The organism is Salinispora oceanensis, assembly GCF_000383575.1.
Taxonomy (GTDB): domain Bacteria; phylum Actinomycetota; class Actinomycetes; order Mycobacteriales; family Micromonosporaceae; genus Micromonospora; species Micromonospora oceanensis.
Window position 1 is genome coordinate 2719113 of sequence record NZ_KB911579.1, and the last position, 21391, is coordinate 2740503.

Consider the following 21391-nt stretch of genomic DNA (forward strand, 5'->3'; position numbering starts at 1 on the left):
AGAGCCGTTGCGCTCCTTTACGGACAGGATGTCCATCCGAAACAACACGGTGTCGAGTATCGGGCCGGCGCGGCTCGCCGTTCCACGGCTTGATGGAGGTCCCCCGGTCCGGGCAGAAGTCGTCGTGATGCCCCATGGGGCTGAGGAGTCCCCTCATTACGTAGTCGTCTTGGGCGATACCTTCCCCGTGGGGGAGGAGACCTGGCGCTTCGCGGACGTCGACATGAAGAACGCGCACGAGTGGCGCGTCGTCGTCCGGCGGGTCGACGAGAACGAGGTGATGACGCCACCGACTGGCCGGGTCTGGAAATCCGCCCGGCTGTGCTCCTATGGTCAGCTCGACGAGGCGCAGCTTCAGGCGGTGGAGGCCGAGCTCGGCACTCAACTGCCCCCGAGCTACCGGAGGTGGCTGAAGCTAAACAACGGGGCGCAGCCCGAGATGGAACATCACATCCCCGGTCGGCCGTTCCTGTTCATCCCGGAACGCCCCCTGTTCGGGGTGCATCCGCAGCATCCGTCACTGGACCTGGTGCAGGCCCAGCGTGAACATCGGGACCCCTGGTTGTCGCCGGACTGGTTGGTCATCGCAAACCTCGCCGGAGGACTCCTGGTCCTGTCGCTGCGGATGCGCGACATGGAGCGGGAGGGCATCTACTTCCTGCCCGACACCGGGTTGAGTGGACCGATCGGTCCCGAGGGTGCCGCGGGACGGGAGCGGCACCTCGTTCCGGTGACCCGCTCGATGGGAGACCTCCTCGGTCGGATCACCCCGGTTGACGTCTCCGACCTGCCGCCGGCTGAGATCGTCTGGCCTGGGCAGCCCGGCCACTCCGCCCAGGAGGCGCAGTCGTGGGCCCTCCGCCCGGAGGAGTTTCCCCCGCCGGTAACCCTCCGCCCGGAAAAGCACCCGCCGTCAGTGAATCGGCCGCAGGAGCACCCGCCGTTGGCCGTCCTGCCGGACAGCCGACCGCCGGCCGCGGAGACTCCGCCCGGGCCGGCTCAAGTGGTGCCGGTGGGGGAGTTCTTCGGCACCTTCTACCCGACGGTCGGTTCGCCCGAGCGTATCCACCGGGTCCGGCTCGGCGCGGAGGTGTGGGAGTTGGACAACGAGCGCTTCATTCTCTGGGCGCTGGCGCATGGGGCTGGTGCCCAGCCGGCCGAGCAGCCCCGGACCGTCTCGGCGGTACGCGACGCGGCGGCCAGACAACTGCCCGGCGTTGACACTGGGCCGTTGTTGGACGGGCTGATAGCCGAAAGACTCCTCGTTGAGGTCGCCCCGGCGGAGGCGGTGGAGTTCGCGCGTCGGCACCGGGTCGGCGCCCGTCTACTCGGGCTGGGCAACAGCGCCGAGGAACCCTGGCTCTGGTCGATCGGCTTCTTCGAGCACCCGATGGTGAAGGTGACGCGCACCGTCTACAACCTGTGGGAGCGGGCCCCGTCCGGGGAGAGTCTCTGGGCGATCTGCCAGGCGCTCGCCGCCGAAGAACGGGAGGCCAACGCCACCGACCCAGACCTGTTCGACCCGGAACGGATGCTCACCGCGTTCCTGCAGGAAATTCACCAACTGCTCGTGGCCAGCGTCATCTACCTGGAGCCGCTGCCGTGACCGACACGACGAGGAACCCCACGATGGTCGAGCCGTTGATCCTGCCGGTGGGGCGCTACACCGGGGAGTTCTTCCCGAGCGTCGGCGCCCCGATGAAGTACAACGCCCTGAGCATCGGCCGGTTCTCGATAACCATTCCCGACCCGGAAGCCTTCGGGGTGTGGGCCGCGGCGCACTGCCCGGTGGATCGGCCCGGCGCGACCTGGAACCGGGCGGCGGTGATCGAGGCCGCTGAGCAGATCGGTGTGGTCAACCCGAATCGATTCGTGACGGAGTTCCTGGAGGATGGCCTCCTGCTGGAGATCGACCTGGACGCGCCGGACCTGGAGGACTTCGCTCGCGCGTACCGGGTGCTGCCGCTCATGGTGTCGCTGGGTAACACCCCGGACGATCCACTGAACTACGGCATCGGAATCTTCGGTGCCGCCCCGGTGCTGCGGCTACCGGCGTTGGCCCACGACGTGTGGCAGTGGAGCAGCACCGGCGCCAACCTCTGGGAGGTCTGCACGGCCTTCGCCGACGCCGGCGCTCGAGCGGAGGTGGCGGATGCCCGTGAGCACAACCCCCGGTGGGTGCTGCGTGAGTTCCTGACCACCCTGCCCCTGCTGGTCGGGGCGTTCGCCGCCTGCCTGGACGAGGCCCGTCGCGATCCGGCTCAACCGATCGGCGGCAGCATCTCGGTGTAGGCGTCACGAACCGCGGCCAACCGGTCGCGCCGGAAGCGGCCCGGGTCCCGTCGGTGTAGGTCTCGTCCCCGTTCGCTGGTGAAAGCGCTGGCCGGCACGGACTCCGCGCCGGGTGGGACGAACTTGAGCACCTCGTCAACGGCCGCGACGGCCCGGAACAGCGTCGCCTGGGCCCGCTGCCCCGCCTCCGCGGTCGCCCTGCCCGCCGGCACCAACCGGGCGTACGCGTCGGCCGCCCAGAGCCACTCGCCCGGGTCGAGAAGCTGCGACGGCTCGGCCGCGCCGTAGTGGAAGCCGCCGGACGGGGCCAGGGTGGGCTCGGCGGGCAGTCGGAAGGTGAACTCACGGGCTCGGCCGCAGGCCGGGCAGGGGCCGCTGTAGCGGGCCGCCAGGTCGCCGTCCTCGAGCGCCACGACCGCGCTCTGCCGGTCGAACCGGGTCTCCCCACAGGTGCAGGGCCGCAGGTCCATGTAGAGGTGCGCCTCTGCGTTCGTGCGACTCGCAGGCAGGATCATGCGCTACACCGTACCGATTCTGGTGCTCAAGAGAGCCCCGCGCCAGGTGGCGGTCGTCGCGGACCGGCGCCACCTGGCGCGTTCACGGGTTGGTTACGGGACGGTGGGACGGCGGGGTTGGTGTCGGGGCGGCACTCGCTGCTGCCGCCCCGACACGCGCTCAGCTTCCGGCGTTGCGCCGTCGCCGGTGTGTGAGCCCGAGCGTGAGGAGGAGGGCGGTGCCTGTCAGCACGGCCAGGCTGCCGGTGAAGAGCATTGACCCGCTGGACGAGCCGGTGATTGGTAGGCCGGTCCCGGTCGGGCTTGGCGTGACGGTCGGGGTCATCGTCGGATCGGCGGTCGGCGTGCCCGTCGGTGTGGCGGTCGGCGTCGCCGTCGGGCTGGCCGTCGGGGAACTGCTGTCGCAGGCGAGCGTCGTGCTGAAGGGGTAGTCGTGGATTTCCCCGCCGCGGTGCTCCAGGGTGCGCGCGATGATGCTGCCCTCGGTGTTGCTCTGGTCAAGGTCGGTGAAGTCGGCGCGGGGCGCGTAGATCGTTCCTTCGACCGTGGCGCCGCCGGGCGCCAGGGTGAGGGCGGTGGCGGTGGGGAAGTTGAACAGGATGAATCGTGCTTCGGGCCCGCCGATGCCGGCGAAGTTCGGTGCGGTCCAGGCGAAGGTGTCCCCCACGTCGGTGGTGCTGACGTTGACCAACAACGGGCTGCTCGCGGTCGGCTGGTCGGCGAAGGTCAGGATGCCGATGTTGTCCAGATCAGTCGAGTTGATGTTGAGCACGTTGGTGGTGTTCGCGCTCAGGTTGATGACGGCGTTGGTCCCGGGCGGGATGGGGGAGGAGATCGGGTCGCCGTTCGGGTCCCGCAGCACGACGGTGTTCTGACACGTCGCGAGCTCGGTGGAGTTTGACCGGAAGGTCTGGAACGCCTCCGCGAAGTCGATCACCGAGACCGGCCCGACACTCGGTACCGACTGGTTGGTGACGAGTTCGATCCGGGGCGAGGCGTCGTAGTCGTTGGCCGGCAGGATTCGGGTATTGGCCGGTACGTTGTTGTTGTCAAAATCCCGGACGAAGGTGTCGTTCAGGTTTCCGATCTTCGCGTACCCGTTCTGCAGGACTTGGAGGCGGGTGGCGGGCTGACTGTTCACGAAGTCCACCTGCCCGTCCACCACGAGCGCCGTTGGGTTGTTCTCCCCGGGGGCGAAGAAGTTTCCCGCGCTCACCGTGGCCAACTGGTACTGCGAGAATACGAGGTTCCCGCCGACGGCGAGCGTCCCCTCGTTCTCCGTACCGATCAAATTCGCGTTTCCCTCCGTCATGACCAGGAATCCTTGGGTGGCCTGGACGGGGTTGATCGGGCCGACGGGCGCGGCACTGACCACGTTGCCCATCATCACGAGTGCGGTGGCGGCGGCGACCGCGGCGGTCGCGGCGGCGCGGGTAGTAACCACCCTTGCGCTCTTGTTCATGATTTCCCATCACATTGACGACTATTTGCCCTACTCAGAGATAATAGGCGGCAAATGGTCGATTCATGTGTCTTGGCCTGCCCGGGCCTGTCGAGCCGAGACCGCGTGACCAGGCCGCGAACAGCGCGCCCGCCACGACGGCGCATAGCTCGTCGCCAGCGCGACGGCGCCGGCGAATGTGGTCAGTGACTTCAGGAGAAGGCGTCCGTGCTTCGTGGCAACCTCGCCGACCAGTCTGGCTGGCACGAACAGCACCGGCACCAGGATGGCGCCCAGCACGGCCACAAGCAGCACCATCAGCGGTCCGCCGAGCGATCCACCCAGCGGTGGCTGGATCGGCTCGTCGCCGCCGATGTACGGGCCTCGGGCCAGCTGAGAAGGATGGTGCAGGTTCAGGTCATATCGGCGTTTGTGTTCGTAACGGTTTGACAAGCGTGGCTTCGAGGGCTTCCGGGACTGTTTGTCGGCCCAGTACGCTCCGCCATCACGAGCCGTAGCGGGTGTGCGCGCTCACATCGAGGTGGGGAGGCTGTCGTACTGATGCGGGTCGCCTTTGCCTCGGGGTGGGCGCGGAACTCCTGCGACTGGAGGGGGTCTACAGCCATGAGGCGTAAGTACGTACGGGCGCTCAGCGCCGTTGGGTTGTCGGCAGTCCTCATTGCCGCGACGGGCTGTCAGGCGGCGGAGGACGACACCGCCGGCAGCAGTGACTGCGGTGGCAAGATCGCCATGTTCGGTGCCTACAGTGGCCCGAACTCGGGCCTGGCGCTCCCGGCACTCAAGAGTGCCCAGCTTGCGGTGGAGCAGCACAACGAGGCGAACCCGGACTGCGAGGTGACCCTGCAGGAGTTCGACACCAAGGGGGACCCGACCGAAGCCACGCCGGTCGCGAACAGGGTCGCTGGCGATGAGTCCTTCGTGGCCGTCATCGGTGGTGGGTTCTCCGGTGAGAGCAAGGCGACGATGGCGGTCTACGAGGCGGCCGAGATGGTGATGGTCAGCCCTTCGGCGACCGCGATCGAGTTGACCGCGGGCGGCAACAAGGTGTTCCACCGGGTGGTCGGTAACGACGCCGTCCAGGGGGCCGCCGCCGCCGTCTACCTTCGGGACGTGGTGCAGGCCAAGAAGGTCTTCGTGATCAATGACGGCACCACCTACGGCGCCGGCATCACCGATGAGCTGACCGAGGCCCTCGGCGACTTGGCGGGCGGTGCCGACCAGGTGCAGGAGAAGCAGGTCAACTTCGCCGCCACCATTTCGAAGATCAAGGCTGCCGCGCCGGACGCGATCGCCTACGGCGGCTACACGAACGAGGCGGCTCCGCTGGTGAAGCAGATGCGGGAGGCCGGTATCACGACGACCTTCCTCGGCTTGGACGGAATCTACGACCCGTCCTTCCCGAAGGGCGCCGGAGCCAGCGCCGAGGGTGCGATCGTGACCTGCCTGTGCCTGCCGTCGGAAAAGGCCGGTGGCACCTTCGCCGCCGACTTCGAAGCGAAGTACGGCATTGCTCCAGGTCCCTTCGGTGCCGAGGGTTTCGACGCCGCGAACGTGTTGATCGAGGGCCTGGCCGAGGGCAACACCACGCGTGCGGATCTGCTGGCGTGGGTCGACTCGTACGACAAGGAGGGGGTCTCGAAGTCCCTCAGGTTCGATGAGAACGGTGACGTGGACGAGTCCCGGGTGGTGACGTGGGCCTACGAGATCAAGGATGGTGAGATCACGGCCCAGCAGGAGATCAAGCTCAGCTGAGCCAGGCTTACCGTCGCGCGGTCGGGGCTTCCCCGGCCGCGCGACGGTGTCGTGTGGCGTCGGCTGCTCCGCCAACCCGAGAGCCCGTACCATCGGGCGTGGTGAACCTGGAGCAGGTCCGGCAGGCATATGGTTCCGTCGCGGAGCGTCGACGTGGTCCCGGAGTTCATCGCCCTTGCGCGGCGAGTTCACCCGAGCGGCAGCTACCAACTCGGGTCGTTCGAAAGTCTCGCCGTCGCCGACCACTCCATCGCCGGCATCCTGGCCTGGGGCTCGGCAATCCATCTGCCGCCGGAAGATCTCGACGGCGTGCTCACGGAGTTCCGGCGGGTAATGGCCCCGGCCGGAACGTTGGTGCTGGCCTTCTTCATAGGTAACGAAGTCGCCGCCTTCGACCACAAGGTGGTGACCGCCTATCACCGGCCCGTTGACGATTTCTCTGAGCGACTCGCGCGAGCTGCCTTCGCGGAAGTTGAGCGCCTCCAACGGCCCAACGAGGGCACTCAGCGGCCGCACGCCGCCATCGCGGCGATCGCGGCGATCGCGGCGATCGCGGCGATCGCGACCGAATGATGAGCTGAGTCGGCAGGTCACCGCGCACTCACATCGACATGGCAGGAAGGTCGATTGGTGGCTGACCTCCGCGCCAACACCTCGGGCGGCGATCCAACGGCGCGGGTCACAATCACGGTCACGCATGGCGGCGATGGTGATCGGGTACTTGCTCCTGATCGTGCTCGGTCGAGGAAGGGCGTTCGTTGGGCATGAGTGAAATGATCGATGCCGGCGATGCCGGCGAGGTCGATGCCGGCGAGCGGGGCCGGATCGCTCGTGGTGAGCGCCGGTGGCGGCACAACACCGCACGGGTCAATCGGCCGACGCGGGATCTGTCCGCTGCCCAGTTGGCGCTTTGCTGATCTTTGAGGTGCCCCCGGCGGGGCATGTCACAGAACTGCAAATGGTCGCTGCCCCCGCCGTCGTTGTCGGCGGGGGCAGCGTCGTTTGCGCTGGTATGGCGGTGGGTGGCGGGGCGGGGGCCATCTGCGGTAGCGCGGGTTAGCCGGGCCAGGTGTGGGGCGGCGTGTTGGCTGACGGTGGCTCGGAACGCGACCTGGTTGGTGCGGACGTCGTGGTAGATCTGCACGGCGAAGGCGTCCAGAAGGCGACGAAGACGGTCCGTGGGTAGCAGGCTGAGTTTGATTTCCATCTCGGGGAGGTCGGCGAGGATGTCGGCGTTGCCGGGGTCGTTCGGCGTGGTTTCTTCGAGGTGGGCGAGTTCAGCGGTCTTGATCTCGCGGTCACGGTCGAGTTGGGCTCGGCGTTCGGAGATCTCCGCGAACACGCTGCCGTCTGGGTCGTCGTTCTCCTCGATGACCCGTAGGAGGCGACGGCGGCGGGTGGTGATGTCGTCCAGAGTCCGCCGTAGTACGGCGATCTGTTGCCGTTGCTCGTCGGCTGCCTGTTGGGCGGTGATGTCGAGGCTGCGTTCGGCGAGTCGTACCCGGTCGGGGCCGAGGACGTAGGTGTTGAAGAACCGATCGGCGAAGTCGAGCAGCACCTCCTCGGTCACGGAGATCATGCTCGGGTGCCCCTCGGGGATGGCCCTCTCTCGGGGTTGGCAGGAGTAGTAGGTGTATCCGGTGACGGTGCGGCCGAACATGCGCCGCTGGCACGGGGTGCACCAGACGTAGGAGCGCAGCGCGTAGACCCGTTTGGTCTGCCTATGCCGGTTGGGGGTCCCGTGGTGGGCGTCGGCGCGTGACCGTTCTCGGGATCGGCTCACGTTTTGGGCGGCGAGGAACGTCTCGATCGGCACGATGCCCGGGTGGGTGGGCTGCGTGGAGACGACCCACTGCTCACGGGGGTTGACCTTGCCGGGGTGAAGCTTGTCTTTGGTCGAGCGCCGATTCCACACCATGTGGCCGGTGTACTTGGGGTTGACGAGGATCTCGCGGACCGCCGAGCCGGTCCATCGTCCGACCGCGCGGGTGGGGTCGACGGGTTGTGGGGGCGGGTAGCGGTCGAGGTCGGTGTTAAGCCGCTCGGCGATGGCCCGGTAGGACAGCTTCTCGTCGATGCGCCAGGCGTAGATCTGCTCGACCACCGGCCCTCGGTCGGGGTCGATCTTCAGCTTGGTCTTGTGCTTGCCCTCGGCGCGTTTGGCGGGGACCGGGTGTTTGTGCTTCTCGGCGAGGTAGCCGTACGGGGGCTTGCCGACGTTCCAGCCCTGGGTGGTGTGTTCCTCGAAGCCGTCCCACGACTTCTCCAGCATCTCGATCATGTACCACTCGGCGACGCCCTGCTTGGTGCGACGCAGGAGGATCTGGGCGGCCCGTTTACGGCTGTTCGACTGCATGACCGGCTCGTCGGCGGCCAGCAGCGGCACTCCGGCGAGTTCGAGGTCGTGCTCGATCTTGGTGCCCTGGTGGGTCCAGCGGGCGATGCGGTCGATCGATTCGCAGATGACGACGTCGAAGCGGCGATCGGGTGAGGTGGCCTCGTCGAGCATGTCGGCGAGGCCGCCGTCTCGTTGCACGGCGATGTCGAACTTCTGCCACGCGGTGCCCCGGCCGCGTTGGCTGAGTTCCTTGCGGGAGGATTCCACGTCCCAGAACCACGCCACGATGACCATGCTGGGCAGCAGAGCCCGTTCGGAGTTGGTCAACTGTCGGGGGATCGACAGGGTGGGGTCCTGCTGCTCCTCGGTCGAGGTACGCCCGAGGAACGCGACCCGTATCGTCCGCTTCGGGGCGGTGGTGGCGGGTGGGCGGAGCCAGTCGGGCAGGGTGCTCGTCACAGGTGGCCTCCGTCGCGGATGAGTTGGGTCAGCACCTTGATGTAGTCGACGCTGCGTAGTCGCCAGGGCATGACTGGCAGTCGGTCACACCGTCGCGGATCTCGGGGGCGTGGAGGAACTCGATGCCGGCGACCGCGAGCGTGCGCAGGAGCGCTGTACTCGTCACCGTGCAGCGGGACAGGCGGTGGACGTCGGTGCTGATCACGAAGTCGAACCGGCGTTCTGGCCGGTTCGCCTCGGTGAGCAGGGCATCCAGACCACCGTCACGGCTGATCTCCCGCTCGTTGTCGAGGATCAGGGTGGCGGGTGCCCGCCGGTAGTCAGGCCGGGTACCGAGGTCGAGGAACACCGCCGTGATCGCGCCGTCAGGCAGCACCGAGACGCACTGCTGGTACTGACCGCCGACCACGAAGGCCGCCGTGGCGAGGTCGCTGGCCTCGACGGTCCGGCCGTAGAACGCCACACGCGGGAGCACTGTCGTGGGGTGGATGTTCATGCCTCGGCCAGGGCGCCGGTCGTGCGGTCAGCGACTCCCGGTGAGCAGATGGGGACGATGACTGCCCCATCGTTCGGCGCGATGGCCGGTGTGTCGCGGGGGCCGTAGACGACGATGCGCCCGGTGTCGTCGCGGGTGACGGTGGCGTACATGACGCGCGTACCTCCTGGGGCGGTTGGTGTCTGGTCAGGCCCCGGGCCGACCGCCGGTGCTGCCGGTCGACCCGTGGACGTCGATCACCGCTCAACTCCGTGCATGGATCAAGACCGCCCCGAGGGCCACACCGGCCACGGCACACCGAGTGGCGGAGGGCGACCGGTCAGGCGGGCTCGGCATGATGCTGCTGGTCGTGCAGCCAGGTCAACACGTCGAGGACCACCTCGGCTTGCAGCACGGCCAGCCGCCGACCGGCCTCACCATCGAGCACGGTGACGTCGAATCGCACCTCCGGCGCATCACCGCAGGCAATCGTGCCCTCTGCCGACTGCCCGTCACCGCAAGCCGGAGACTCGCGATCGGGCGAGGTCGGCACCCCGCGATGTCTACCGTCGTCCGCCTGCGGGGCGGACGGTCCGTGCCCGTCCGGTACTTCTGGATCGGGGGTGCAAGGGACGTGGATAGGGGGAAGGAGCAAACCGTCCGTTGCCGGCTGGGGCCGGTCGCCGGGGGTGGTGGAGCTGGGTTTCGGCATGGGCGTGTGGGCCACGTCCGCCGACAAGCGCTGACACTAAGGGATTACAAATTCGGGCCTCCAATTGGAAAGCGCGCTCCGTGCCGAACAACTCGCATCGCCCGCCGACGCCCGGTTGAACAAGATCCTCAACGGGTTGAACACACAGGTCAGACCCCTGATGTGCCGACTTCCGGTGGCACGGGAGCGGCGTGGAGCGCCAATGTGATCAGTGACAGGTTGCACAGAATCTTCGCCCACTTGAACAAGATCATCTTCTGCTGGAGTGCGTGTCCTGGCCGACCGCCTCGGGCCGTGGACGAGATCGCCTTGTGGTGCGGTGCGCCGGCACGACCCGTACGCGCCCCCATCCGCCGCCCCGGACGGTCGGTGACCCCGTCCGCTCCTCGTCCTGCGAGGCCGTCCGCACCAACCAGCACGACCCCGCCGTCCCCGTCCGCCGTCCGCCGTCCGCGCCGGACGGCCTCCGTCCCCGTCGCCTGCTCGCCCTCTCCGACCGTCCCCACCGCATCAGCGCTCGTCCCATTGAGGGGTGACCAGCTGTAAGCCCCAAGCCCGAATCCTCGGCGCCCGCTGAGCTTGCATCGGTCGAGCTATCGGCCGCGAAACACGTGCTGTTCAGGGATGAGGGTTCTAACGAGAGGTCTAACGAGCGATCCAACGAGGAACGCAACGACCACGAACAGCCGGGTCAGAACGCCCCCTTCAACACGTCATACAAGCACGTCAACGGGGGTGAGGAGGGCCGGTGGACCGGAACCGACTGATAAGAGATATCCCTCCTACCCGCACATCTGCCACCGGCAGTCCCCGCCTGGCGGCGTCCGTCGTGGCCACCGAACTCGGCCGACTCACCCCCGAGAACGCCCCCTGCTCGGCGCACTTCCAGTGACCGAACTGCGGGATGCCCGTGCGCGCCTATGCCTCGGATTCCGTCCCGGGCAGCTCGTGACCGTCGCCGTCGGTCGCCGACGCGAACCACGAAGTCGGGGCAGCACCCACCGTGGTTGACGCGGCGCGGCGTACCCCCGAAGCGCCCGGTCGACGGCGCGGCAGAAGTCCATACTTGATGATCGTGGTGCCGGCCTCTTGGCGTCCGGAGCACGGCTCGACCTCACCGCACGTCACACACTCTCCGGACGGTCGGACCGTGAGGTGGCGTTCGAGTTCTGCCTGGGCTCGTTCGACCTCTTCCAGTGCCACGCTGGCCAGATAGGTCGTGCTCACCGTGGCCTCGACGATGGCGTAACGCGCAAGGCGCGCAATCGAACGAGTGCCGGTCGCGGGCTTGGGCCGAGCGGCGTGCCGTCTACCCGTAGCGCGAGACCTTCCTCGTTCGACGACTCGTGGCCGTGCATCCGGACCTGGTCACCGACACGGGTGACTCGTGGCGTCAGATCACTGCGTCCGTGCATGTAATCCTGCTCCCCGACCTCGATCACGTTGCCTAGCGATTACGGCTCCGGCCAGATCGAGCGCCACGGAAAACGGATCAATCGCCCTAGCGGGCAGGGAGCCCTGGTCTAGCCCGCTCGCCTTCAGCAGCGGGCGTAACGCCTCTTGGTGTTCGACCTCGACAGCCGGGTGATTGATGAGGTCACGTGCCGCCTTGGCGTCCTCGTCGTGGATCGCATCTGCCACCAGCTGTTTGGTCAGGTTGTCTACGACATCGATTGGCAAGCCCACCGAGAGGTCCAGGGCCGTCAGCCCGAGGCGAACGCGGAACACTGCGAGCCCGGGAGTTCGCGGTACGGCAGACACTCGCTCGATGAGGTCAGCGTGGTCGACGGCGACCGTCCCCACGGCCAACTCCTGCCAGATCTTGAGGAGCCCATGCACTGTTTGCTCCCACGGCGCCTCGATCTCGGTGGCCGCAAGGAGAGCCGCTGCTGACGGCCCTTCGTCCCGCAGCAGATGAGCGACGATCGCGACCTGTCGTCCATCAACGAGCGTCGGTCCGATCCCGTCGTACCGGCGTACATGGGTCACGGCGTCGTCCCACCGTCCGGCGAGGGTGAGGGCACGGGTTCCGTCGGAGAGCAGCGTGCCGCGCAGCCAACTGATAATCGGACTCAGTTCTTCGGGATCGGCGGGAAGTTGTCGAGGATGTATCTCCAGGCCGTCCAGAAAAGCGGGAGTGCCGCCGACGATGGCCGTGTACAGGTGGGTGAGTAGGCGGTACGCGCCGTCGCCGTCGCCGTCACGAATGCTCAGGCGAGCGAGGTTGACGACTGGTTCTAGAGCGAAGCGGGCCGTGTAGCCGTTCAGCGGGGCTCGGCTGAGGTAGAGGCTGGCGTGGCGGCGGCACCAGGCGCGTGCAAGATTGGGGTCCCCGCAGTCGGAGGCGACGAGGGCCGCCCCGTTGAACACCATGGACGCCTTGTCCGGGTCGCTCTCGCGGTGTGCGGTCTCGGCGAGCCTGACGAGCCGGTCTACCCGAGCGTCCAGTGGTTTCGCGGGCGGTCGTTTGCGGGCGACGAGAGGGAAACGGGCCGCAATGGTGGCGGCACGAGACGGAGTCATGGTGTCCTCATCCGCTGCGGAAGGGCCGCATGTGGGCAACGAGGTGTGTTCAGGTCGTACGTGACGGCTCAGCTGCGCTCGTCCACCGGGGCGGGACAGGACACCGCCCCGGCCTGGATGCGGTCAGAAGGAGATCGTAAGGATGGTGTCGGCTCGGCTGATGTCGCCGTGGTCGGCGGGCCGGGTTCCTGCGCGGTGCGCGGTGACGGTGAGCTGGTTGGGGCGGTTCGCCTCGTCCCATTGGTCGAGCAGGTTGGTCAGTTCGGTGGCGAGCGTGTTGGCGTCCGGGCCGTGGGCGATTGCGCCGAGTTCGTGGTGGCCGTTGCCCGCGTCCTGGAAGGCGAGGTAGGCGACGGTGCCGCCGTGGTAGATGGCGGCCCCGGCCCACCGGTAGGCGGGGGTGACCAGTCCGCTGGTGCGGGCGGTATCACCGACGCCGAGGCGGCCGAATGGCTTGTTGGCGTGCACGAGGAGCCACAGGTCGAGGTGGCCGATCGGGTCGGCGTCGCTGGCCTGGATGCCGGTCCAGCGTTCAAGCCGGGGGTGACTCAGCGCCTTGGCGAGGGCGGCGCGATCGGGCTGGTCGGTGGCGTCGAGTTTGAGGACAACGTCGGCGTCGAGGCGTACGTGATGATCGATGTGTTCGGTGCTGCCGCGCATGGGGACGAATCCGCAGACCAGCGGCGTCGTGGTGCTCACCATCGTCGTGGGGCTGGTGCGGTCGAAAGCGAAGCAGCGGGTCAGGCCGCTTTCGTGTACGCGCAGGGGTACGACGATGCGGCCGTGGTCGGCGAGTTGTTCCCACCAGGCGGCGGCAATGTCCCAGGCTCCGGCGGTGACGATGATCCGGTCATAGGGCCCGTGCTTGGGATCGCCGAGGGCACCGTCGCCGCAGATCACCTTCACCGTGTCGTAGCCGGCGCGGTCGAGGCTGACGCGGGCGCCGTCGGCGAGGTCCTGGTCGAGTTCGATGGTGACGACTGTGCCGTCGGGGCTGGTCAGTTCGGCGAGCAGGGCGGCGTTGATGCCGGTGGCCGCGCCGATCTCCAGGACACGGTGTCCGGGTTGTGGGGCGAGTTGTTCGAGCATGTCCGCGACAAGGCTGGGGCTCGACGCGGACGACAACGCGGCACCGCTGGGGTCTCGTTTGGTGACGATCTGGCGGCGGGTGTACACGGTTTCCAGGTCGACGCCGGGGAGGAACTGCTCGCGGGGCACCGTACGGAATGCGTGCGCGACGGCAGCGGAGCGGATGTGGCCGCGCTGTTCGAGCGTGCTGGCGAGTTGTTCGCGCAGCGTCGCGGCACTCGACGTTCCCGGTGCGGTGGGGGAAGTGTTCACTGCGTTGACCCTACTTCCGATCTTGGCGGCGGGTTGATAGCCGGATGGGTGTCCAAGGGGTGGTGGAAGGTGACGGTCACGGCCGCCGTCGCGAGTAGCCAGGTGTCAGCGGCGGAGATGCCGAGCCGGTTGAACAGGAACAGGAGGTGGTGGGTCAGCACCTCGCGTAGATCGCGGGTCAGCGCCCCACGTCGGTCGAGGAGGCCGAGGTCCGTGCCCGCCTGCTCGTGGGCTTGTGGCCATTGCGGGGTGATGGCCAGAGGGCTTCTGGCCGTGTCGTCGGCTGCGGTGATCAGGCGCTGCACGGCCGCGATGAGCCGTGGGCTCGGCGCGGGGGCGTTCGGTTGGTGCCGGCGGGAGGCGAGAAGCCGCCAGACGTCGCCCTGCTCGGAGAACTCCAGTCCGGCGGCGCGCATGAGGCGAGTGGCGAGCAGGACGCCGAGTTCACGCCGGTGGGTGCCGCCGGCGGTGGCGAGATGGCCGAGGATGTGGCGGCTGTCGGCGTGGAAGAGGGTGTGGGCGATCGTCATGGCCTGGTCCCCGCCGAAGGCGTACGCCTCGGGCCGGTAGATGGGCTCGGTGACATCGCGGATGCGGTCGTCGTCGGTGATGGCGGCGAGGAGGGCGTAGACTTGGGCGAGCCGGTCGCCCGGCAGTAGCCGCAACCGCCACGTCTCGCTCTTGCGGATGAACCAGAAGGCGACGATCGCGCGGTGGTCTTCCGCAGCGGTGAGTTCGGGGGCGAGCCGCGTTGCGGCGTAGTCCTCAGCGGTCTGCCAGTCCGGAAAGATCAGGTTGAGCTGGCGCCATCGGCTCACCGGCGACACGCCTGGTGGCTCGGTGTCGGGTTCGGATTCGAAATCCACGACGCTCTCCTTGTCTAGTTGATCAGCAGGCTGGTGGCCCAGCGGACGTCGGTGCCGGTCGCGACGGTGTGCAGGGTGAGGGCGATTCCGGCGGGGCCGGTGATCAAGCCGGATCGTGTCGGGGTGGTGTCCGTGGCGTGCTGGATCAGCAGGCGCACGATCTGGGGTAGCTGTTCCTGGAGGCTGGTGGTGCGGGCGTCGGCGGCGGCAGACCAGGCCGTAGCGGCAAGCCCTGCCCAGCCGTGACACAGCGACGGATCGACGATCCGGCTGAGTTGGCGGGGATCGGCCAGGCAGAAGGTCAGGGCCTCTTCCGCCGCCTCTTGCCGGGCGGCGTCGTCGAGAGCGATCCCGGCCAACTGCTGGGCGCGGGCGACTCCAGGGGTGCCGTAGCACCAGGACGGCCGCGCCGGTCCGCCCATGGAGGGCCTCCCGGCGTGCAACTCCGCGAGGGTGACCTTCTCCGGCCACCATGGACCCGCAGGGCTTGCCTGCTGCCAGCAGTCGAGCCACGCGCAGATCCGGCGAATGGCCTCCGCGTGCCCCGGTACCCGAATGTCCTGCCGCATCGCCAGCGCCAGGAGAGCCAAAGGGCCGGCGATGCCGTGCGCCATGCCGACGTTGGCATGCCCACCCTGCTCCGAACCTTCGCGGTCGGCGGGGTCTGCGCTCCACCACCCCGGCGCGAGTCGACCTGCGGCGTCGTCGGTCTGCACCGGCTCGGTGAGCCGGACCAGGTACGCCAGTACCCGCCGGAGCAGATGTCCGTCCGGGGCGCGGCGCAGCAGGTGGGCTCCCAGGCCGGTCAGCCCACGTACGAGATCGAACTCCGACAGCGAGGGCCGGGTACGCGCCGCGAGGCGTGCCGTGGCAGCGACCAGGCGGCGTTCCACCAGATCGTCGAGGGCATGATCAAGCGCGTCCAGGGCTGCCGGGCGGGAGTGCGGCATGGCCATGGTCAGCGCGTGGGTGACAGCGGGTGCGCCGAACCAGAGTCCGGCTCCGCTGCCGTTGTTCAGCGGGTCAACGGTCGCGCGTCGCAGCCATTCATGGACCGGTCCCCACCCACCGTGTCCGGTCTGCGCTCGCACCCCGTGCAGGAGTGCCACCCCAGCGGCACCCCGGGACAACGACTGGGCGTACCAGCGGGTACTGCGTGGCCCGTAGTCGTCTGCTGCGAAACCCGGGGGCGGCGGCTCGGTCAGGGTGTCGGTGATACATGCGGCCATCGCCTCGGCCGCCCGTAGCAACGGTGTTCTCAGCGCTTTTCCGGTCATCGGGATGCTCCTACGGCGCGAACCCGGCGGCGCACCGCCGCCAGCGCGACATGACGGGCCAACCGATACGTGAGCTGCTCGGCGTCTTCGTCCGGGCCGAGAGCGCGAACGACGTGCAGGTGCATCAGCGACGCGAGCACCGAGGCGGGGGTGAGCGGGCCGGCGACCGCGGACAGCTCGGCGGCGTACCGGGTTGCGGCCCTGGAGCGTTCCTGCCATGCCTGCTGGATGGGCTCGGGAAGTTTGCCCGGGTCGAGGGTGACCGCTTGACGCAGCACGGCTCGCTGGATCGGTGCCTGCCCGGTCTGCTCGGGGCGCGCCACCAGCCACTCGCATCCGTCGGTGCGACTGCCGAGCATCGAGGCGGCCAGATCGACCATGCTCAGGGCGGTCAGCGCCTGCCGATCGATCCCAGACTCGGGCTGCGCTACCAGCTGCTCCAGGGCTGCGGTGGAGTCGGCGGCGAAGAGTTCCTCGGCCGCTGCCAGCGCGGTGCCGCAGCCGTAGCGACCGGACTCGGGATGGTAGGTGTCCAGGCTCCAATCGCCAGCAAGGCGTTGCTGTCGGAGCCCGGCGACCCACCGCCCGACCCGTACCGCCGCGTCGCCGTAGTCATCGGTGTGCAGTCGTAGTCGAAGATGCGGAGTGGAGCGGCGCAGGCGCACGAACCACCACAGCGGCGGCTCGGGCCAGTCGGCGAACAGCGCGGGCAGCCCCCGCATCAAGACCAGCTCCATCGTCGAAGGCTCGACGGCCACCGAAGCGGACAGCAGGCCACTGGCACCCGGGATAATCGGCTCGGGGGGAGCGGGTGGCGGCCATGCGCCTCGCGCGGTAACCGCAGCCGGCGCGGCAGCGGGCGCAACCGTCGAGGCAACGGGCACGACGATCTCGTGGGCGCGGCCTGAGAGCCAACCGAAGTCCTCCGGGCTCGCCGCGTCCACCACGGTCACCGGTCCGGCGCTGGCGTCCAGGTGGGCACGCAGCAGGGCACGATCCATGGACTGATCGAGGTGGAGCCGAAGCCGCTGGTCGCCGTTGCCGACCTGCACCCATGCCGGCAGCCGCAGCCTCGTCCGCAGTGCTTCCCAGGCCGTCAACCATTCGTCATCGCCTGCTTCCGCACCGGGCAGGGCCGCCGGATCGACCCGCCACCGGGCCGCCGCCAGGAGGACACGGCCGTACCTCAGCGCGGGTCGAAACGGCAAGCAGGACGCCGCACCCCAGTCGAACGGTTTCAGCCGGGCATCCGTGGCTCGCGGCAACTCCAGGAGAAACCGGCCGAGCAACGGCATCGTGTGTACGGCAGCCGCGTGCCCCACTGTCGGCTCCACCACCCGCCGCCGCGACATCGACACCAGCACCAGCCGATCGCAGCCGGCGGTCACACCGAGGTCGTCGAGGCCAATCACGTTCTCGGCCACGTGCCGGTGCTCGGCCAGGCTGACCAGCCACGGCAGTACCTGCCGGGAGTTGAGCACGTTCTGGCTGTGTAGCTTGCGCGGCGGGAAGCTCAGCTGCGCCGGCATGGCCCCGGCCACCGCGACCGGAAGGCGGGCGAACTCCCGGCACATCAACTCCCGATCGGCGTAGGGCAGCCGGTCGAGGAAGCGCCCACTCGTCGCCATCGCCGAGCGGCCCATCCCGGTCAGCGCGACAGTGAACCGTCCCTGTGTCAGCGCCTCCAGCGAGACCGCGCGGACCTCTGCCGAAACGTCGACGTGAGGGCTGACAGACCCGGTGACCCGGCCAGTGCCGGCAAGCCATTCGACGGCCGCGTCATCGAGAACCACCTCACGAGCACCATCGATCACCACCTGCTGAGCCATCGCGAGCAGACGCTCGTCACGGTCGGACAGCAGAGCCACCGGCGCATCGGCCACAGTGGCGAAGTGTGCTGGGAAGCCCAACCCGACGAGCGGATCTACCAGCCGAGCGAGCGGCACCACAGCCGTCATCCCGTAACGGTCGACGAACCGGGCACGGTACGCACACCACTCGGGCCGCCCCGCCGGATCCGGCGTCAGCCGTCGTAGCACCTCCACCGAAGCGGCGATCTCGGCGGCGAGCTGCTCCGGCAGGGCGACCTGATCCGCGAGCTGAAGGTCCACCGCGAGCGGCTGGGTGGCCGGTGCCACTCTGCGCATATCGTCGGCGAGCCCACAAAGGTACGTCGTGCTTCCTGCGCTGGTACCACCGAGACGATCACGCAGCGAGCGCAGTTCGGCCCGAAGGGCTCGCTGTCCCCCAGGAGCACCGTCGAACATCGCATCGAGGGTGTCCAGGACATGCCTGATCGGGTCTGTGCACGTCGATGGTGGTCGGAGAGCGGAGATCAACACGCCGTGGTCCACCAGGCCGGCAACCATCGCGTCAGCGGACGCGCGTGGGAAGCCGGGAAACGCAGCAGCGACCGCGTCGACCAGCTCAGCCCACGGCAACGGGGTAGGGGTGAGTGACATCGCCAGCCGTACCGCTGCGGTGCTCCTGACCGAGGTCGACTCCGTACGTGCGGAGGCGTGCGGCCGGCGCGCCCCGACGATCCGAGACCCGTTCACCAGCGCCAGGTTGTTCGCCTGCACGGGCAGACGGCGGTGTACGTCGGGATCAGCTTCCAGGCGCGCGATCAGGGACGCGAGCCAGCTCGCGTCCGGCCGTACCCGGATCGCCGGCTGTCCTGCCGGCACCACCGCCGCCACCGTGTCGAATCGCAGGGTCGCCACCCCCGAGAACAACCCGAAGGGCGTCGCACGCCGCTGCGCACGGACCAAGTACCGCGCCAACGCCAGCGCCATCCGCCACCCTCGGTCCGGAGCAGCGCTTCCGCTGGCGAGGACTGCTTCTACGCGAGCAGCGAACTCGGGGCTGGCGGCCCAGACAGCTTCGGCCAGGCCGACCTTCCGCCACGTCGCTTGCAACCAGTACGCGATACCGGAGGCACCGCTCCGGCCCGGCCAAGGCGCTGGGCTGTCGGGCCATGAGTGAGCGGCAATGCGGATGGCCGCGGCATCGACCGACCGAAACATGGGCTCCTCCTTCCGTTCCGAAGCGTTCCTCCGGGGGACTGGCTGGTTGTGGGGGTGCCGGTTCCGGCAGGCATCGGGGGAACGCCTGCCGGAACCAGCGGGGGTGTTCGTCAGCAGTCGCTGCCCTTCACGGTGTCGCAGCCGTCGTCCGTGTCGGCCAGCAGCGCGGCGGCGACCGGACCCTCCGTGACGATCTGCACGTCGAGCTCGAACGGGTCGTTGCTGACGGCGAGCAGGCTGTTCATGGAAGCCTCCAATGGGACTGGGATGATGGTGGGCAGGTAGCCCCCGCAGCTACCGGCACGTTGGCTGGCGGATCGATCCGCCTTTGTGGAACGGCGTCCATGAGAACTCGCGACGTTCGGCCTGCCCGCCGCCACGCCCTCCTTGGCAGTGACAGCGGGCAGGGGCCTCAGGTATGCCGGATGGCGATCAGCGCTCGTGGCGTCCATGCCGCTCCTCCCGCACCTTGGACGTGGGGGTCCGCCGCGAAACTGTCGCCACGTGACCCCACTTCAAGCCGTATACACATCGCTTGTTGTGTTTCCACGATCGCGGTTTGTGCGTAACCCCGGGAACACCGACCAATGGGGAAAGTTATGGGGAGACTTACCGGTCGTCGTGTGCTTGAACAGGGGTTTCTACGCGGAGAGGCATGGTCGGCGCTAGCGATGATCGGTAAAACAGGCGTTACGCTCTCGTCGCCGGGGTCCAGGCAGGATGGAGTACCTGGCTATTCGCGTCTCTCGCCGGGGGTATCGGTGATCAGTCCATATGTCCGTCGTCGCCGGCTCGCTACCGAACTCGTGCGACTACGAGAGGAGCACGGCTACTCCGCCGAGCGGCTCTGCAAAGAGGCAAAGATCGCCAAGCAGAAACTGAGCCGTTTGGAAAACGCCAGAGTCCGACCAGATCAAGACGAGATCATGCGAGTCCTCGACCACTTTCGGGTTGACGAAAAGCGGTGGGAAGAGATCATGGCCATCGCTCGCGAGTCCCAGGAGAACGGCTGGTGGGAAAAGTTCCGCGTCGAGATGGGACCACGCCAGGCCCTCTACGCGGACCTGGAAGCCGGTGCGGAGCACATCGCCGAGTACCACATCACCCTGCTGCCGGGCCTGCTGCAGATCCCGGCGTACACCGAGGTCCGCGCGGTGGCAGATCGTGCTGCCTACCCCACGAGATTCACGGTGGAGCGAGCGCTGGAAGCACGAGCTGCCCGGCAGCGGGTCCTGGACAGACCCGGCGGACCCACCTACGAAGTGATCATCGACGAGCTCGCGATCCGTCGGCACGCCGCACCGCCGGAGATTGTCCGCGCGCAGCTCGATCACCTGATCAACGTCGGTCACGATAAGCAGAAGACCACGATCCGGGTACTGCGGCTGACCGCGCGAATCGCTGGCAACGCGGTACCCCGGTCGTCGTACTTCAGCTACCGATACCCCGACCCGAGCGATCCGGTAGTCGTCGCGGTCGACACCATCACCAGCGACCTCGTCCTCACCGACCCGGACGAGGTTGCCAACTACGCCTCCCTGTACGAGCGACTGCGTTCCGCGGCCCTCAGCCCTGCCGACAGCCTCGACTTCCTCGCCAGCGTGGCGGAGGAACTGCCCGACTACACCAGGAGATGACCATGCACCCCGAAAAGTTCACCAACTGGCGGAAGTCCAGCCGCTCCGGCGGTGGCGACAACTGCATCGAGGTCGCCGTCGCGCTCGACGGCACCGTGGGCATGCGGGACTCGAAGGACCGGACGGGACCAGTGCTGGGGTTCACCCGAGGTGAGTGGACGGCGTTCACTGACGCCATCCGCGACGGTGAGTTTGACGCCTACTGAGCTGCTGCCTCGTCGGCGCGCCCGGGAAGCCGGGCGCGCCGTGCTGACCTCGGCCGACGTGCGTTTCACCCTTGCAGGCGCAGCTCATGCTGGTCGGCGTAGTGTCCGTCCGCTCAGCGCGTCGAGACGAGCGCCTGCTCAATGTGTTCGAAGATGTCTGAGTTCGTCTCCTGGTGCCACTCCGGCATGTCTGACCAGTCGGCTACGTAGGAAGCCTTTGGGCTTGCGAAGTGTTTGAATATCTGCACAATCCAGCACAGTGCGACGAAGCGTCCTTTCTGCTCACGGGTCAGCTTCGTGGTTGCGCCGTCGGCCACCTCGATGAACTGGCGGACCTGCTCATACACAGCAGCGGCACTCTCCCGTTCCCATTCGGGCGTATCTTCCCAGGGCGTGACGTAGCCCGGTTTCGGTGCGCCGGGGTAGTGCTTGCGGACACCCGCGATCCATGCCTCGCGGAACACGCGCCCCGGTTCTTCGACCTGCACGCTGGTCCTCCCTCTGGTCATG

At 68.1% G+C, this 21391-nt stretch carries 19 protein-coding genes and 1 pseudogene; 6 read left to right on the forward strand and 14 right to left on the reverse strand.

The window, feature by feature from the left end; genetic code table 11:
• Positions 1 to 28 precede the first annotated feature (28 nt).
• The gene (locus SALPAC4_RS0112685) at positions 29 to 1606 is read left to right on the forward strand and encodes a DUF6406 domain-containing protein (protein WP_033664945.1); all 1578 of its coding nucleotides are present in this window, start codon (positions 29 to 31) and stop codon (positions 1604 to 1606) included.
• 23 nt (positions 1607 to 1629) lie between these two features.
• Positions 1630 to 2292, forward strand: coding sequence for a hypothetical protein (locus tag SALPAC4_RS0112690; protein ID WP_019870645.1), 663 nt, complete (start codon positions 1630 to 1632; stop codon positions 2290 to 2292).
• On the opposite strand, the gene SALPAC4_RS0112695 is transcribed toward SALPAC4_RS0112690, so the two are convergent.
• The 3 genes from SALPAC4_RS0112695 to SALPAC4_RS28505 all read right to left on the reverse strand — a co-directional run bounded on the left by SALPAC4_RS0112695 (position 2262) and on the right by SALPAC4_RS28505 (position 4566).
• Positions 2262 to 2807 (reverse strand): hypothetical protein, encoded by a 546-nt coding sequence (locus SALPAC4_RS0112695; RefSeq protein ID WP_019870646.1) that lies wholly within the window; start codon positions 2805 to 2807, stop codon positions 2262 to 2264. The two genes, SALPAC4_RS0112690 and SALPAC4_RS0112695, sit on opposite strands and share 31 nt — an antisense overlap.
• Positions 2808 to 2967: 160 nt before the next feature.
• Complete coding sequence (locus tag SALPAC4_RS0112700; RefSeq protein ID WP_027644559.1) at positions 2968 to 4269, reverse strand: choice-of-anchor A family protein; 1302 nt, start codon at positions 4267 to 4269, stop codon at positions 2968 to 2970.
• Between the two features lie 63 nt (positions 4270 to 4332).
• Positions 4333 to 4566 carry a hypothetical protein gene (locus tag SALPAC4_RS28505; protein WP_223874748.1) on the reverse strand — a complete coding sequence of 78 codons (234 nt, stop codon included), beginning with the start codon at positions 4564 to 4566 and terminating at the stop codon, positions 4333 to 4335.
• 306 nt (positions 4567 to 4872) lie between these two features.
• On the opposite strand from SALPAC4_RS28505, the gene SALPAC4_RS0112710 reads away from it, so the two are divergent.
• Complete coding sequence (locus SALPAC4_RS0112710) at positions 4873 to 6021, forward strand: branched-chain amino acid ABC transporter substrate-binding protein (protein ID WP_019870649.1); 1149 nt, start codon at positions 4873 to 4875, stop codon at positions 6019 to 6021.
• A 150-nt stretch (positions 6022 to 6171) separates the two neighbouring features.
• A pseudogene (locus tag SALPAC4_RS0112715) lies at positions 6172 to 6594 on the forward strand (class I SAM-dependent methyltransferase); the annotation flags it as partial.
• A 118-nt stretch (positions 6595 to 6712) separates the two neighbouring features.
• On the opposite strand, the gene SALPAC4_RS0112720 reads toward SALPAC4_RS0112715, so the two are convergent.
• The 10 genes from SALPAC4_RS0112720 to SALPAC4_RS26525 all read right to left on the reverse strand — a co-directional run bounded on the left by SALPAC4_RS0112720 (position 6713) and on the right by SALPAC4_RS26525 (position 19283).
• Positions 6713 to 8818 (reverse strand): recombinase family protein, encoded by a 2106-nt coding sequence (locus tag SALPAC4_RS0112720; protein WP_019870651.1) that lies wholly within the window; start codon positions 8816 to 8818, stop codon positions 6713 to 6715.
• A 28-nt stretch (positions 8819 to 8846) separates the two neighbouring features.
• Positions 8847 to 9293, reverse strand: coding sequence for a hypothetical protein (locus tag SALPAC4_RS0112725; protein ID WP_223874749.1), 447 nt, complete (start codon positions 9291 to 9293; stop codon positions 8847 to 8849).
• A gap of 17 nt (positions 9294 to 9310) precedes the next feature.
• The gene (locus tag SALPAC4_RS27955) at positions 9311 to 9466 is read right to left on the reverse strand and encodes a hypothetical protein (RefSeq protein ID WP_016815046.1); all 156 of its coding nucleotides are present in this window, start codon (positions 9464 to 9466) and stop codon (positions 9311 to 9313) included.
• Positions 9467 to 9633: 167 nt separating this feature from the next.
• A complete protein-coding gene (locus tag SALPAC4_RS27750; protein ID WP_032718128.1) occupies positions 9634 to 9846 on the reverse strand; it encodes a hypothetical protein in 213 nt (70 codons plus the stop codon).
• A gap of 1557 nt (positions 9847 to 11403) precedes the next feature.
• Entirely contained in the window at positions 11404 to 12528 is a 1125-nt protein-coding gene (locus SALPAC4_RS0112750; protein WP_018794742.1) for a hypothetical protein, read from the reverse strand.
• Positions 12529 to 12651: 123 nt separating this feature from the next.
• Positions 12652 to 13869 carry a methyltransferase, FxLD system gene (gene fxlM / locus SALPAC4_RS0112755; protein ID WP_012180843.1) on the reverse strand — a complete coding sequence of 406 codons (1218 nt, stop codon included), beginning with the start codon at positions 13867 to 13869 and terminating at the stop codon, positions 12652 to 12654.
• Positions 13866 to 14735 (reverse strand): thiopeptide-type bacteriocin biosynthesis protein, encoded by an 870-nt coding sequence (locus SALPAC4_RS0112760; RefSeq protein WP_019870653.1) that lies wholly within the window; start codon positions 14733 to 14735, stop codon positions 13866 to 13868. The genes fxlM and SALPAC4_RS0112760 overlap by 4 nt, the downstream gene beginning before the upstream one ends.
• 14 nt (positions 14736 to 14749) lie before the next feature.
• The gene (locus tag SALPAC4_RS0112765) at positions 14750 to 16012 is read right to left on the reverse strand and encodes a lanthionine synthetase C family protein (RefSeq protein ID WP_027644557.1); all 1263 of its coding nucleotides are present in this window, start codon (positions 16010 to 16012) and stop codon (positions 14750 to 14752) included.
• Entirely contained in the window at positions 16009 to 19038 is a 3030-nt protein-coding gene (locus SALPAC4_RS0112770; RefSeq protein ID WP_027644556.1) for a lantibiotic dehydratase, read from the reverse strand. The genes SALPAC4_RS0112765 and SALPAC4_RS0112770 overlap by 4 nt, the downstream gene beginning before the upstream one ends.
• Before the next feature lie 110 nt (positions 19039 to 19148).
• On the reverse strand, positions 19149 to 19283 hold the full coding sequence (locus SALPAC4_RS26525; RefSeq protein ID WP_016815038.1) for an FxLD family lanthipeptide: 135 nt from the start codon (positions 19281 to 19283) through the stop codon (positions 19149 to 19151).
• A 516-nt stretch (positions 19284 to 19799) separates the two neighbouring features.
• Here SALPAC4_RS26525 and SALPAC4_RS0112780 point away from each other — a divergent pair.
• Together SALPAC4_RS0112780 and SALPAC4_RS0112785 are read left to right on the forward strand one after the other, a co-directional pair.
• On the forward strand, positions 19800 to 20675 hold the full coding sequence (locus tag SALPAC4_RS0112780; protein ID WP_012180838.1) for a helix-turn-helix domain-containing protein: 876 nt from the start codon (positions 19800 to 19802) through the stop codon (positions 20673 to 20675).
• Positions 20672 to 20881, forward strand: coding sequence for a DUF397 domain-containing protein (locus tag SALPAC4_RS0112785; protein WP_012180837.1), 210 nt, complete (start codon positions 20672 to 20674; stop codon positions 20879 to 20881). The genes SALPAC4_RS0112780 and SALPAC4_RS0112785 overlap by 4 nt, the downstream gene beginning before the upstream one ends.
• A 113-nt stretch (positions 20882 to 20994) precedes the next feature.
• On the opposite strand, the gene SALPAC4_RS0112790 is transcribed toward SALPAC4_RS0112785, so the two are convergent.
• Positions 20995 to 21390 (reverse strand): hypothetical protein, encoded by a 396-nt coding sequence (locus SALPAC4_RS0112790; protein ID WP_012180836.1) that lies wholly within the window; start codon positions 21388 to 21390, stop codon positions 20995 to 20997.
• Position 21391: the final 1 nt, after the last annotated feature.

Coding starts and splice junctions, on each gene's coding strand:
- SALPAC4_RS0112790 (WP_012180836.1), bottom strand. CDS start 21,390: ATGACCAGAGGGAGGACCAGCGTGCAGGTCGAAGAACCGGGGCGCGTG.
- SALPAC4_RS26525 (WP_016815038.1), bottom strand. CDS start 19,283: ATGAACAGCCTGCTCGCCGTCAGCAACGACCCGTTCGAGCTCGACGTG.
- SALPAC4_RS0112770 (WP_027644556.1), bottom strand. CDS start 19,038: ATGTTTCGGTCGGTCGATGCCGCGGCCATCCGCATTGCCGCTCACTCA.
- SALPAC4_RS0112785 (WP_012180837.1), top strand. CDS start 20,672: ATGACCATGCACCCCGAAAAGTTCACCAACTGGCGGAAGTCCAGCCGC.
- SALPAC4_RS0112765 (WP_027644557.1), bottom strand. CDS start 16,012: ATGACCGGAAAAGCGCTGAGAACACCGTTGCTACGGGCGGCCGAGGCG.
- SALPAC4_RS0112700 (WP_027644559.1), bottom strand. CDS start 4,269: ATGAACAAGAGCGCAAGGGTGGTTACTACCCGCGCCGCCGCGACCGCC.
- SALPAC4_RS28505 (WP_223874748.1), bottom strand. CDS start 4,566: ATGGTGCTGCTTGTGGCCGTGCTGGGCGCCATCCTGGTGCCGGTGCTG.
- SALPAC4_RS27955 (WP_016815046.1), bottom strand. CDS start 9,466: ATGTACGCCACCGTCACCCGCGACGACACCGGGCGCATCGTCGTCTAC.
- SALPAC4_RS0112690 (WP_019870645.1), top strand. CDS start 1,630: ATGGTCGAGCCGTTGATCCTGCCGGTGGGGCGCTACACCGGGGAGTTC.
- SALPAC4_RS0112750 (WP_018794742.1), bottom strand. CDS start 12,528: ATGACTCCGTCTCGTGCCGCCACCATTGCGGCCCGTTTCCCTCTCGTC.
- SALPAC4_RS0112685 (WP_033664945.1), top strand. CDS start 29: ATGTCCATCCGAAACAACACGGTGTCGAGTATCGGGCCGGCGCGGCTC.
- SALPAC4_RS0112710 (WP_019870649.1), top strand. CDS start 4,873: ATGAGGCGTAAGTACGTACGGGCGCTCAGCGCCGTTGGGTTGTCGGCA.
- SALPAC4_RS0112695 (WP_019870646.1), bottom strand. CDS start 2,807: ATGATCCTGCCTGCGAGTCGCACGAACGCAGAGGCGCACCTCTACATG.